Origin of the sequence: Umezawaea endophytica (assembly GCF_025061645.1) — a bacterium.
GTDB lineage: Bacteria > Actinomycetota > Actinomycetes > Mycobacteriales > Pseudonocardiaceae > Umezawaea > Umezawaea endophytica.
The window spans coordinates 95,116-108,040 of record NZ_JANYMP010000012.1 but is presented as its reverse complement, the minus strand read 5'-3'; the positions used below and the strand labels follow the sequence as shown (position 1 = coordinate 108,040).

Genomic DNA, 12,925 nt, shown 5'->3' with positions numbered 1-12,925 from the left:
TGTCACCTGTCACAGCTCGCGCAGGTGGGCCTCCACGCGCTCGACCTTGGCGGCCATCTGACCGGTGAAGCCGGGCCGGATGTCGGCCTTGAGGACCAGGCTGACCCGCGGCGCGGCGGCCTGCACGGCCTCGGTCGCCTTCTTGACCACGGCCATCACCTCGTCCCACTCCCCTTCGACGAGGGTGAACATGGCGTTGGTCTCGTTGGGCAGACCCGACTCGCGGACGACGCGGACGGCTTCCGCGACCGCCTCCGCGACGCTGTCGGACTCCCCGCCGAGCGGGCTGACGCTGAACGCGATGAGCACGCGTGCCTCCTGGACCATCGACTTGTACCCACTGGTAGCTTCGCCTGCATGACGCCCCAGCCACTGCCGTTCGACCCGATCGCACGCGCGGCCGAGCTGTGGGAGAAGCGCATCGGACCGTCGACGGCGATGGCGGCGGTCACGAGCGTCATGCGGGTACAGCAAATCATCCAGTCGGCCGTCGACGCGGCGCTCAAGCCGCACGGGCTGACGTTCGCCCGCTACGAGGCGCTGGTGCTGCTGACCTTCTCAAAGGCGGGCAGCCTGCCGATGCGGGTCATGGGCGAGCGGCTCCAGCTCCACCCCACCAGCGTCACGAACATCGTGGACCGGCTGGAGGCCGACGGGTTGGTGCGGCGCAACCCGCACCCGACCGACCGGCGGACGACGCTGGTCGAGATCACCGCCGACGGCCGGGCCCGGCGCGAGACCGCCACCGAAGCCGTGACCGGGGTGGACTTCGGCCTGCGCGGGCTGACGGAACGGCAGACCGAGCAGCTCACGGACCTGCTGGCCAAGGTGCGGCGCGCGGTCGGGGACTTCGAGGACTAAACCGGTCGCGCGGGCCGGGGTCGATCAGCCACCCTGTGCGGATGCGCGAGGTCATAGCCCTGGTCACGGTCGACGGCGAGTACGTGGGGTCGCTCGGGCCGTTCACCGTGGAGAGCCGGTGGTGGTCGCAGGTCGAGGACGTCACCGCGCACCTCGACCGGGTGCTCGGCGTGCCGACGAGCGTGCTGCGGCTCGTGGAGGGCGTCGGCGAGGGCACGCACGGGGGCACGGCGACCTACCAGGTCGAAGCGCACGGGACGCCGGACCTGGCCGCGCTGGTCACCGAGCCCGTGCACACGTTCCCGGACACGCCGCTGCGGCTGCCGTGGGCCAAACCGGGCGGCACCGCCGCGCTGCTGGCGTGGGCGGAGGAGCACGTCACCCGGACCGGTGAGGTTCGGCAGAAGAAGACGTGGAACCTGTCGTGCGTCTTCCGGATCGACACCGCCGCCGGACGGGTGTGGGTGAAGGAGCTGCCGCCGTTCTTCGCGGCCGAGCTCATCGCGCTGCGGCTGGTGTCCGCGCTGGACCCGACGCTGGTTCCCGAGGTGATCGCGACCGCACCGCTGCGGGTGCTGATGGCCGACGCGCCCGGCGAGCCCTGCTGGGAGCCGACGCCGGAGCAGATCCGGTCGGTGGTGCCGCGGCTCGTGGCCGTCCAGGCCGCGCTCGCCCACGAGGAGCACCCCGACCTGCCCGAGGTGCCGATGTGGTCATCCGAGGTGGAGGGTTCCCGCGAACGGGCGGACGCGCTGCTCGCCACCGGGTTGCCGCCGACGCTCCTGCACGGCGACTTCCACCCCGGCAACTGGCAGTCCGACGGCGTCACCACCCAGGTGATCGACTGGGCCGACTCGCACCTGGGCCACCCGGCGCTGGACGCCGCCCGGCTGTGGACGTACCTCGCCCCGGAGCAGCGTCCGCTGCTCGCCGAGGTGTGGACGGCGGCGTGGCTGGAGCACGTGCCGGACAGCGACCCGGCCACCGCGCTCGACCTGGCCGTCCCGCTCGTGCACGTGTTCAACGCGATCCGCTACCGCGAGTTCCTGGCGAACATCGAGGAGAGCGAGCAGGTCTACCACTTCGGGGACCCCGAGTACGAGATCCGGAAGGCTCAGGCCGCGTTGACCTGAACGTTCAGCCTGCCGGTCCGCAGGGCCCAGCGCTCGAAGACGATCGTGCCGAACGGCGGGATGCTCGCCAGCAGCGCGAAGACCGTCGTGCGGCGCTCCCACTTCTGGGCCACGCCCGCGAACAGGGCCGTGAAGATGTAGACGATGAAGATGAACCCGTGGATCGGGCCGAAGATCTTCACCCCGAGGTCGTTGTCCGACAGCACGTACTTGAAGAGCATGCCGATCAGCAGACCGGCCCAGGACACCGCCTCTGCCTGCGCGAAGAGGCGGAAGCGGCCTGCCGAGGTGGAGAGCATGACCTCCATTGTGCTGCGTGAGCGGGCTCACGGGCGTTTTGGGGTGTTAATCCTCCCAGCGGAAGATCTTGGCCGCGGCGAAGCCGACCACCGCCGTGAAGGCGATCAGCACCGAGCAGGGCAGCAGCAGCGCCTCGATCCCCTTGCCCCGCACCAGGACGTCGAGCATGCCGTCGTTCATGTGCCGCAGCGGCAACGCCTGCGAGACCGCCTGGAGCCAGCCGGGCGCGTTCTCGATGGGGAAGAACGAGCCGGACAGGAACGACATCGGCATCACCAGGATGTTCGCCGCGCCGCTGGCCGCCTCCTCCGTCTTGCAGAACGCGCCCACGAGCATGCCGATGGCGAAGAACGCCAGGGTGCCGAGGACCAGCAGGGGCAGCGCGAGGTACCAGCTTCCGGACAGCTTGAGGCCGAACGGCGGGGTCAACGCCACCAGCACGAACGTGATGGCCTGGACGATCGCGATGCCCACGCTGACGGTCAGCCGCGAGGTGAGGACCGTGAAGGCGCTGACCGGGGCGAGCCGGATGCGGCGCAGGACCTGCTTCTTGCGCCAGGACACCATGGTCAGCGCGGCGCCGAAGACGGCCGAGATGGAGATGCCCCAGGACAGGATGCCGGGGGTGAGGTACTGGATCGGTTTGAGGGACGCGTCCTCGACCGGCTGCTGCTGGAGGCTGAACGCCGCGGGCTGACCGGTCGCGCTCAGGTTGAGCTTGTCGACCACGCCCGACACCAGGCCGTTCACCGTTCCCGCCGCCACCTGGTCGCTGGCGGCGAACCGCAACTGGATGGCGTTGCCGCGCAGGATGATCGCCGCCGGGAGGTCGCCGTCCTCGACCTTGGCGAGCGCCGCCCGCTCGTCGTCGAACCGCTGGATCTCCACGGCGCCGGTCTGGTCGAGCGCCGCGACGACCGGGCCGTCGCCGGTCACCGCGATCTTGATCTTGTCCTCGCCCGAGTCCCCCAGCAGGAGCCCGAAGACCACCAGGAACATGAGCGGGAAGAAGAACATGAAGAACAGCGACATCTTGTCGCGGACGAAACCCTTGAACATGGCCGTCGAGAGGCTCTTGAACGCGGTGGTGCTCATGCGCGGTACTCCCGTCCGGTGTGGTCGAGGAAGACGTCCTCGAGCGTGGCGGTGCGGACCTGGAGCCCGTCCAGGGTGCCGCGCTCGGCGAGGGTCGAGAGGACCCGCGCGGGCTTGCGGGTCGAGATCGTCAGGCTGACCTCGTCCTCGGCCGCGGTGTCCACGCCCTCCAGTTCGCGCGCGGTGTCCAGCGGCAGCGCGCCGGGTTGCAGCAGGATGCGCGTCGGCGCGTCCAGTCCGCGCACCAGGGCCGCGGGCGAGTCCAGCGCCAGCACCTTGCCGCGGTCCATGATGGCCACCCGGTCGCAGAGGATCTCGGCCTCGTCCAGGTAGTGCGTGGTGTAGACGATGGTCTTGCCGCGGGCCTGGATCGCGCGCAGGACGTCCCACAGGTTGCGCCGGGCCTGCGGGTCCAGCGCGGCCGTCGGCTCGTCGAGGAACACGACGTCCGGGTCGTGGACCAGCGCGCAGGCGATCGAGAGGCGCTGGCGCTGGCCGCCGGACAGCTTGTTCTCCTGCACGTCGGCCTTGTCCGTCAGGCCCACCAGCTCCAGCATCTCCCCGGCCTTCGCCGTGCCGACGCCGTAGAGGGAGCCGAAGGTCTCGAGCTGCTCCCGCGCGGTCAGCCGCTCGAAGAAGCTGGACGCCTGGAGCTGCACGCCGACGCGCGGCAGCAGTTCCGGGTTGCGCGGCCACGGGTTCACCCCGAGCAGCTCCACGGTGCCGGAATCGGGCTCGCGCAGGCCTTCCACGATCTCCAGCGTCGTGGTCTTGCCCGCCCCGTTCGGTCCGAGGATGCCGAAGAACTCGCCCTCGGCGACCGTGAAGGACACGCCGTCCACGGCGTTGAGGTCACCGTACGACTTGCGGATGTCGGTCACGACCACGGCGTCTGTCATGGGTGGACCGTAGGTGATCGGGGGGCGTGAAAGCGCGGCGAACGACGAAAGTCGTTGACGTTCCAAGACTTTGGACGTCCCGGTCGAACGGCCGGAGAGCCGTTCGACCGGGATCGGTCAGCAGGCCTGCTTGTAGAAGTACCTCTCGCTGCCAGCCGCGTCGGTCTTGGTGATGGCCACCAGGTCCGTCTCGATGTTCCGCTTCACCTCTTTGCCCTCGATGGCCGCCACCGCCTGCTCGACACCGGTCTTGCCGATGGTGGCGGGGTCCTGGGCGATGAGCGCCTGCACCACGCCCGCTTGCAGGTCCTGCACCTGCTTCGGGCTGGCGTCGAAGCCCACCAGGTTCACCGCGCCGGTCTTGCCCGCGTTGCGCAGGCCGGTGGCCGCGCCCTCACCGGTGTTGAGGTTGGTGGCGAAGACGCCGATCAGGTCCGGGTCGGAGGAGAGGGTCGCGGTGACCTTCGACGCCGCCTGGTCCGGTTCGTTGTCGGTGTACTGCTGGCCAAGGTACTTGAGGTTGGGGAAGGCCTTGATGGCGTCCTCGAAGCCCTTCGCCCTGGCGTCCGTCGTGGACGTGCCCGCCTTGGTGTTGAGCACCAGCACCGAACCCTGCTTGTCACCCACCAGCCTCGCCAGCGTCTCGGCCGCCTTCTTGCCGCCCTGCGCGTTGTTGGAGGAGATGCTGGACTCGGCGATCGAGGTGTCCTGGAGCTTGGTGTCGACCTCGACGACCTTGACGCCCGCGTCCTTCAACTGCTTCATGGGGCCCGCGAGGGCCTTGTCGTCCGTGGGCGCGATCAGCACCGCACCCGGTTTGTTGGCCAGCACGCCGGTGACGATCGGGATTTGCAGCGGGGCGTCGAACTTGGCGGGCGCCTGGACGTCCACCTCGTAGCCCGCCGCCTTCGCCGCCTCGCGGAAGCCGCACTCCATCGAGATGTAGAAGGGCTCCGCCGCGACACCGGGGATGAGGACCATCTTCTTCACCGCGGTCGGGGCCGACCCTCCCGAGTCGCCGATCTGCCCGCCGCTCCCGCAAGCCGCCAGCAGCGCGGCTGCGGCGACTAAGCCCAAAGTGCGAACCGTCCTCGTTGACATGTTCCGCTCCTAGCGTTGATCACGTGCCTTGCGACGGGACTGGTCGAACCACACCGCGGCGACTAGCACGATCGCCACCGCGATGGGCTGCCAGTAAACGTTGACGCCGACGATCACGAAACCCTTTCGGAGGACCGCGGGGATGAAGACGCCGAAGATCGTGCCCACGATGGAGCCCGCGCCGCCGAACAGTGAGGTGCCGCCGAGGACCACGCCCGCGATGGCGTTGAGGTTGTCGGTGTCGTGGCCGGTGATGGAGGCGACCCGGAAGTAGGCCGTCGCCATGAAGCCCGCCAGGCCCGCCAGCACCCCCGCAAGCAGGTAGACAGTCATCAGGTGGCGGGTCACGGAGATGCCGACCCGGCGCGCGGCCTCCTCGTTCGAGCCGATCGCGTACGTGTGCCTGCCGAACCTGGTCGTGCCCAGCAGGAGCGCGCCCGCGGCGGTGATGACGGCGGCCAGGATGACGAGGTTGGGGACGCCGAACGTGGTGCCCGTGCCCAGGTTGTTGCTCAGGACGTTCGGGACGCCGCTGACGTTGGAGCCGTTGGAGATCAACTGGCCCGCGCCGAGCGCCGCGCCGAACGAGCCGAGCGTGACGATCAGCGCCGGGATCTTGGCCTTGGCGATGAGGACGCCGTTGAGGAGCCCCCAGGCCGCCCCGCTGACGAGCGCCACCAGCAGGCCGACGGCCACCACGCCCCAGCCGGCGTTCGTGGCGTCACCACCGCTCAGGGCGTTCATCGTCATGGCCGACGTGACGCCGGAGAAGACCAGCACCGACCCGACCGACAGGTCGATGCCCGAGGTGATGATCACGAACGTCATGCCAACGGCCAGCACCAGCAGCACGGCCGTTTCCACGAGCGTGGTCTGGAGGGTGAAGACGGTGAGGACGGCGTCCGGCCGCAACGCTCCGAAGACGGCGATCAGGAGCAGCAGCACCAGCGCGATCCAGAGGGTGTTGGTACCCGCCAGGCGTTGGAGCAGCGGCTTCCGCTGTGGAGTCGTCATCAGGCGTCCTCCTGGGACAGCGCACCGGTCATGGCGCCGACCAGTTCCTCGACCGTCGTGTCGGCCGCGCGGAACTTCGCGACCCGCCTGCCCAGCCTCAGCACCTCGACGCGGTCGGAGACGGCCAGCACCTCGGGCATGTTGTGGCTGATCAGCACGACGGCCATGCCCTGGTCGCGGACCCGGCGGATGACGTCCAGGACGCGTTCCCGCTGCACCACGCCGAGCGCCGCCGTCGGCTCGTCCATGAAGACCAGCCTGCTGGCCCACACCACCGACCTGGCCACGGCGACGCTCTGCCGCTGGCCGCCGGACAGCGAACCGATGGGCACGTCGATGCTCTGGAGCGTGACGCCCAGGTCCTCGAAGGAGGCGATGGCGCGCCTGCGCATCTCCTTCTTGTCCAGCACCCCCAACATCCCCAGCACGCCGGGCTTGCGGAGTTCCCGGCCGAGGTAGAGGTTGGCCGCCGGGTCGAGGTCCGGTGCCACCGCCAGGTCCTGGAAGACCGTCTCGATCCCCAGCGCCCTCGCGGCGACGGGCGAGTCCAGCACGACCTCGCGGCCACCGAACACGAGCGTGCCCGAATCGGGCCGCTGCACGCCAGACAGGCATTTGACCAGCGTCGATTTGCCCGCGCCGTTGTCACCGATGAGCGAGACGACCTCACCCTCGAACGCCGTGAACGAGGCCCCCCTCAGCGCTTCCACGCTGCCGTAGTGCTTGGCGAGGTCCTTGGCCTCGAGCAGCGGGTCAGCCATGGACCCCCCGCTCAGCCCGCCAACCTCGGCGGCCTGCATCGGATCGCGACGAGCTCACCGTTGAGCACCTCCTCACCAGCGCCGTGCGGAACGACGACCGTGCTGCCCTTGCGCAGCGGCACGTCTCCGAGCTTCCCTTCGCCCTCCAGCACCACGAGCACCGCGAACGACGCCTCGAGGGTCAGCGAGCCGGACACCTGGAGCCGGTCGGCCTGGAAGAACGGGTCGGCCTGCTCCGAGAACAGCGGCACCACCTCGGCGGTGTCACCCGCCGTGCGCCGGATCAGCGTGTCGAGGGTCTTGGCCCAGCCGTTGTGGTCGACGCAGCCCAGCGCGGCGTCGTAGCCGAGCCCCAGGTGGCCGATGTCGGCGTTGGCCAGGAAACCCTTCCACTCCAACGTGACGGAGAAGTCCGTCGGCTGCTGGAGCTCCACGATGAAGACACCCTCACCGATGGCGTGCGGCAGACCCGCGGGGACGAAGACGGTGTCGCCCGCCGCCACCCGCACCGGGTTGAGCGCAGCGAGCATGTCATCGTTGTCCTGGGCCGCCACCCAGCCCTCGAGCAGCTCCGGCGAGACGTCCTCGCGGAATCCGATGTAGACGGTCGGCTCGTCGCCGCTGGTGCCCACGACGATCCACGACTCCGTCTTGCCGTGGCGGCAGTTCAGGTGCGTCGAGGCGAACTCGTTCGACGGGTGGCAGTGCACCGGGAGCCGCTGCCCCGCGTCCAGCAGCTTCACCAGGAGCGCGGTGTCGGCGCCGAACTCGGCGACGTGCCGCTCCCCCAGCCACGCGGTCGGGTCGGCGGCCACGGCGTCGCGCAGCAGCGTGCCGTCCGGCAGCGTGGAGAGCCCCGCGTCGTCGCGGCCGTAGAGCGTCGTGGTCGACGCGACCCAGTCCTCCGGGCCGAAGTCGGCCGACTCGTCGCCCCTCAACGCCGCTATCGACGCACCACCCCGGTAGAACTGCTTGGGCTGGTTGGCCGGTAGTACGACGGGCCTGTCACCGGAACTCACGCACGAACCTCCCCTGATCCACGTGCTACCAAGCGCACCGGCAGCACGACGCGGCGCGGTGGCGAGTTGTCGCCGTCGAGACGGGCGAAGAGGAGGTCACCGGCGGCTTTGCCGAGCGCGCTCGCGTCGTGCGCGATCACGGTCACCGGTGGGGAGAGCAGGTCGGCCAGTTCGAAGTCGTCGAAGCCGACCAGCGCGGGCCGGTCGACGGTGCCCGCGAGCGCGCGCAGCACGTACACGGTGATCCGGTTGTTGCCGGTCACCAGCGCCGTCGGCGGCTCGCGGAAGCCACCGAGGCGGCGCAGCGCCGCGGCGATGCTGCGCTCGTCGTGCGGCCCCATGACCACCAGGTCCTCCTGGTAGCCGACACCCGAGCGCACGCAGCCCTCGCGGTACCCGCGCAGCCGCTCGTTGGCGGTGAAGATGTCCGGCGCGTCACCGAGGAACGCGATCCGGCGGTGGCCGTGCGCGGCCAGGTGCGAGACGGCCTCGATCGTGCCGCCGATGTTGTCGACCAGCACCGTGTCGGCGACGACGTCACCGGCGGGCCGGTCCAGGAAGACCACGGGTGTGCCCGCTCTCATCTCGGGCACCAGGTACCCGTGCTGGAGCCCGGCGGGGACGATCAGCAGCCCGTCGACCCGGCGGGAGCAGAACTCCAGCGCCAACTCCCGTTCACGAGCGGGGTCCTCGTCGGACGAGCCGGTGATCACCTGACGACCGCGCAGGCGGGAGATCTCCTCCACCGCGCGGGTGACACCGGAGTAGAAGGGGTTCGCGACGTCTTCGAGTACCAGCCCGATCGTGCCCGTCGACGACCCGCGGCGCAGGTTGCGCGCACTGAGGTTGCGGCGGAAACCGAGCTGGTCGATGGCCGCCAGCACGCGCTCGGCGGTCGCCGGGTGCACACCCGGCTCGTCGTTGACGACACGGGACACGGTCTTGATGCTGACGCCTGCCAGCCGTGCGACGTCGTTCATCGTCGCGCGACGCACCTTGCGCCCAGCAGCGCTCGCCATGGCGGGCGCACCATTCGCGGACAACGTTGTCATAGTGGCGGCATTTCACACCGATCAGACGGGTCCTGTCAACGTTTCGGTACCGATAAAGCTGGTCAAGGGGCCATCCGTCGCAGACCGACTGGTGCGGGCGGCGGTGGACAACGGTGTCAAACCGAGGAGCATCCGCACACCGCCGCAGGACCATAATGACCTGATGACGTCACCCCGCGCGGCCGTGAACACGTTCATCGGGACGAAGGACGACGGCAACACCTTCCCCGGCGCGTCGATGCCGTTCGGCAAGGCCCAGTCGAGCCCGATCGGCTCGCACTACGCGGGCTGGCGCTACGACGACCCGGTCATCAGGGGCTTCGGCCACTTCTTCCTCTCCGGCGCGGGTTGCTGGGAACAGGGCGGCCTCGTCTCGATCCTGCCCGTGGTCGACGTCCCCCGCTCGTTCGACCACAAGGTCTACGGAGCCCGCTACACCCACGACGGCGAGGTCGGCAAACCCGGCTACTACCGCGTCACCCTCGCGGGCGGCATCACCGCGGAGTGCACAGCGACACTGCGCTGCGGCGTGGAACGGTTCACCTTCCCCGACGGCGTAGCCGGCACGGTGATGGTCAACGTGGGCCAGGCGAACGACAAGGAACCCGTCTTCGCCAGCGCGGTCAGGGTGGTGGACGACCACACCATCACCGGCACCATCACCGCCCAAGCGTTCTGCGGCGGCAAGCCCTACGTCACCCACTTCGCAACCACGTTCGACCGACCGTTCAAGAGCTCCGGCACCTGGGGCGGCCCCTCAGGCGCCTCCGGCCTACGCGGCGCCTGGGCCACCTTCACACCGGGCCCGGTCACCGCCGCCACCTCGCTGTCCCAGGTAGACCTGAACGGCGCAACCAAGAACCTGGCCGAGGCGAAGGACAAACCGTTCGACGCGCTCCGCGAGTTGGCGGAAGAAGCCTGGGACCACGAACTCTCGTCGATCGACATCCAGGGCGCATCCACTGTGGACAGAACGGTGTTCTACACAGCCCTCTACCACGTCCTGCTGCAACCACTGACGGCCACCGACATCGACGGCCGTTACCGCGGCTTCGACGGCCAGATACACACCGCAACAAACTGGACCTACTACGAATACTTCTCCCTCTGGGACACCTACCGCGGCCACAACCAACTACTGGCCCTACTACGCCCCGACCGCGCACGAGACATAGCCCGTTCCCTACTGGCAGTACACGAACAGGGCGGCTGGCTACCCCGCTGGGCCTACGCCAACCAGGAAACCAACACCATGACCGGCGACCCGGTCACCCCATTCCTGGTAGACCTGTGGCGCTTCGGCGCCTTGGAAGGCCTGGAGAACCAGGCCTACAACGCCATGTGGCAGAACGCCACCAGCATCCCCACACCAACCTCCCCGTTCAACGGACGAGCAGGCAACCCGAACTACCTGAAACACGGCTTCGTACAGCAAGACAAGAACTTCCCCCGCAAGGGCCAAGACGTAGACCCCCACCACGGCGCCTCAGCAACACTCGAATACGCCCTGGCCGACGCCGCCCTCTCAGCAATGGCAGAAGCACTGGGCCACACAGCGGACGCCGCGGTACTACGAGAACGCGGACTGAACTACAAGAAGCTCTGGGACAAAGACATCACCGACCGAGGCTTCCAAGGCTTCCCCAGGCCAAAAACCGCCGAAGGCACCTGGCTACCCACCTCCACCCCGCAGAGCGACGCCGGCTTCCACGAGGGCACAGCGTGGCAGTACCAATGGCTGGTGCAACAGGACGCACCAGGCCTGACAACCCTCCTGGGCGGCCCCACAGCAGCGACAGCAAGACTGGACGACTTCTTCGCCTACCAGGACCTAATCACAGACCCGGAAGGCACAGCGAGGAACAAGTGGGTAGTAGGCGCCTACGAGTACTACAACCAGTTCAGGTACAACCCGAACAACGAACCAGACCTACACGCACCGTGGATGTACGTACTGATGGGCCAACCCTGGAAAACATCAGCCGTGATCACAGCAGCCCACACACTCTTCACCGACAGCCCAGCAGGCGTAACCGGCAACGACGACCTAGGCCAGATGTCAGCCTGGTACGTCCTAAGCGCACTAGGGATCTACCCCACAACCCCAGGAACAGGCCAATTCCTCCTACACGCCCCCAGATACGAACGAGCAGTACTACACCTCAACACAGGCGACCTAACAATCGAAGCCAAGAACGCCACACCAACAACAATCCAATACGTACAATCCCTCACAATAAACAAAACACCCACAAACCAGGCCTACACAACACTAGAAATACTACGCAACAACACCACACTACAATTCACCCTGACAACCGAACCACAACAAGCCACCTGGGCCACCACCAACAACAGCACCCCACCACCACTAGTGCACTAAAAACCAACCCACAACCCACCGCAGCCAACAGCAGCCCTAAAACCGTGGCCGATTTTACTTGGGGGATTCGACCCTTAAACTTGCGCCGGGCGGCAGCTTCACCCTCTGCCCTTTAGTGCCCGGCGAAGGGTCGAATCTAGGGGCCCCAAGTCAAATCGGCCACACCACGCTGGAACGCGACCACCCACCCGCCGACCACGCCGGAACCGCAGCTATCCACCCGGTGACCACGCCGGAACCGGCAGCCACCCCCACATGCCCCCCTCACCCCTCACCCCTTAGCCGACTCCCCCAAATACTTATTAGCCAACTCCGTATACTCCTTCTCCACATCATCCTTCAAATACGCCACATACGTCCACGGCACATCATGCACATGATCCCGCATCCCGATCAAATGCCGCTTAGCCCGAGGCCCATCATCCGCCAAAGCAAAAGCCGCCGCGAACAAATTATGAGCCTGCAAAGCCCGAGGATGCGCCCGAGGCACAGCCACATCCCACTTATCAGCGGCCTCGGCAATCTCCTCGTGCACCTTCCCAAAATACCGAATCTTCAACGAAGCGACCTTCAAAGCACTACGAGACTGAACAGCCTCCGCAAACCTCTCCAAAAAAACCTCAAAATGCGCCAACGGAAGCATCGCCACCACAGGATCCCCAGGAGCGGCAGCATCCACGCTCCCCTTGGCAAAAGCCATCATCTCCTCCGTGGACCCACCCCACTTCGGCGCCAGGATCTGAGCCCGCACCCAATGTGCGGGGTACAACGAGGGAGCCCGCTTCACGATCTCCCGCCACACCTCGTCCTTCTGCCCCCGATCCACCTGCAACCCCATCCCGGTGGTCTGGAGCTGAGCCCACGGAACCGCGTCGGAAGGCAACAACGCAGCCGCCTCGTGCAACGGCGCCACAGCCTTCCTCAGCGTCGCGAAGAACATCTTGAACCGATCCTCACCGATGTCATCAGCCCGCCCGGTCCCCCGAACCGCCCAGGCCTCACCGATGAACGAAGCCCCGGCCAACAACCACAGATCCGGATCGTTCGCGGACTTCGCCAACTCCAGCAACTCATCGGCATGCCCCACCGCGTGATCGCGCAGCACCTCCAACCGCAGCGCACGCAGCTCAGGCTGATCCCGGCACTCGGCCAACACCGTCGTGGCCGCACGCAGGTGCCCCGCGTCCATCTCCTCAGCCGCGATGTCGACGATCGGGTCGTCGTAGGTGTGATCCCTGATCACTTCGCGGGCGACCGCCACCGGGCGCTTCCTTCGAAAGATCCCCACCCCAAGAACAGTACTTACC

The 12,925-nt window shown here is 67.7% G+C and carries 13 protein-coding genes; 3 read left to right on the top strand and 10 right to left on the bottom strand.

Going from position 1 to position 12,925, the window contains the following annotated elements:
• Positions 1–9: 9 nt before the first annotated feature.
• Complete coding sequence (locus NZH93_RS24705; RefSeq protein WP_259625565.1) at positions 10–309, bottom strand: MTH1187 family thiamine-binding protein; 300 nt, start codon at positions 307–309, stop codon at positions 10–12.
• A gap of 48 nt (positions 310–357) precedes the next feature.
• On the opposite strand from NZH93_RS24705, the gene NZH93_RS24700 reads away from it, so the two are divergent.
• Positions 358–861 (top strand): MarR family winged helix-turn-helix transcriptional regulator, encoded by a 504-nt coding sequence (locus tag NZH93_RS24700; protein WP_259625564.1) that lies wholly within the window; start codon positions 358–360, stop codon positions 859–861.
• Positions 862–902: 41 nt separating this feature from the next.
• A complete protein-coding gene (locus NZH93_RS24695) occupies positions 903–1,994 on the top strand; it encodes an aminoglycoside phosphotransferase family protein (protein ID WP_259625563.1) in 1,092 nt (363 codons plus the stop codon).
• Here NZH93_RS24695 and NZH93_RS24690 read toward each other — a convergent pair.
• The 8 genes from NZH93_RS24690 to NZH93_RS24655 all read right to left on the bottom strand — a co-directional run bounded on the left by NZH93_RS24690 (position 1,976) and on the right by NZH93_RS24655 (position 9,163).
• Positions 1,976–2,293, bottom strand: a complete 318-nt coding sequence (locus NZH93_RS24690) for a DUF3817 domain-containing protein (RefSeq protein ID WP_259625562.1) — start codon at positions 2,291–2,293, stop codon at positions 1,976–1,978. The genes NZH93_RS24695 and NZH93_RS24690 overlap by 19 nt on opposite strands.
• Before the next feature lie 46 nt (positions 2,294–2,339).
• The gene (locus NZH93_RS24685; protein ID WP_259625561.1) at positions 2,340–3,389 is read right to left on the bottom strand and encodes an ABC transporter permease; all 1,050 of its coding nucleotides are present in this window, start codon (positions 3,387–3,389) and stop codon (positions 2,340–2,342) included.
• On the bottom strand, positions 3,386–4,288 hold the full coding sequence (locus tag NZH93_RS24680; protein WP_259625560.1) for an ABC transporter ATP-binding protein: 903 nt from the start codon (positions 4,286–4,288) through the stop codon (positions 3,386–3,388). Before NZH93_RS24680 ends, NZH93_RS24685 begins: the two co-directional genes overlap by 4 nt.
• Before the next feature lie 117 nt (positions 4,289–4,405).
• Positions 4,406–5,389 (bottom strand): ABC transporter substrate-binding protein, encoded by a 984-nt coding sequence (locus NZH93_RS24675; protein ID WP_259625559.1) that lies wholly within the window; start codon positions 5,387–5,389, stop codon positions 4,406–4,408.
• A 9-nt stretch (positions 5,390–5,398) separates the two neighbouring features.
• Entirely contained in the window at positions 5,399–6,403 is a 1,005-nt protein-coding gene (locus NZH93_RS24670) for an ABC transporter permease (protein ID WP_259625558.1), read from the bottom strand.
• Positions 6,403–7,164 carry an ATP-binding cassette domain-containing protein gene (locus NZH93_RS24665; RefSeq protein WP_259625557.1) on the bottom strand — a complete coding sequence of 254 codons (762 nt, stop codon included), beginning with the start codon at positions 7,162–7,164 and terminating at the stop codon, positions 6,403–6,405. The genes NZH93_RS24670 and NZH93_RS24665 overlap by 1 nt, the downstream gene beginning before the upstream one ends.
• An 11-nt stretch (positions 7,165–7,175) precedes the next feature.
• Positions 7,176–8,183 (bottom strand): class I mannose-6-phosphate isomerase, encoded by a 1,008-nt coding sequence (locus tag NZH93_RS24660; protein ID WP_259625556.1) that lies wholly within the window; start codon positions 8,181–8,183, stop codon positions 7,176–7,178.
• Positions 8,180–9,163, bottom strand: a complete 984-nt coding sequence (locus NZH93_RS24655) for a LacI family DNA-binding transcriptional regulator (RefSeq protein ID WP_259625555.1) — start codon at positions 9,161–9,163, stop codon at positions 8,180–8,182. The genes NZH93_RS24660 and NZH93_RS24655 overlap by 4 nt, the downstream gene beginning before the upstream one ends.
• 37 nt (positions 9,164–9,200) lie before the next feature.
• Here NZH93_RS24655 and NZH93_RS24650 point away from each other — a divergent pair, with 37 nt between their 5' ends.
• Positions 9,201–11,618 (top strand): GH92 family glycosyl hydrolase, encoded by a 2,418-nt coding sequence (locus tag NZH93_RS24650; protein WP_259625554.1) that lies wholly within the window; start codon positions 9,201–9,203, stop codon positions 11,616–11,618.
• 271 nt (positions 11,619–11,889) lie between these two features.
• On the opposite strand, the gene NZH93_RS24645 is transcribed toward NZH93_RS24650, so the two are convergent.
• Positions 11,890–12,879, bottom strand: a complete 990-nt coding sequence (locus tag NZH93_RS24645; protein WP_259625553.1) for a hypothetical protein — start codon at positions 12,877–12,879, stop codon at positions 11,890–11,892.
• Between the last annotated feature and the right edge of the window lie 46 nt (positions 12,880–12,925).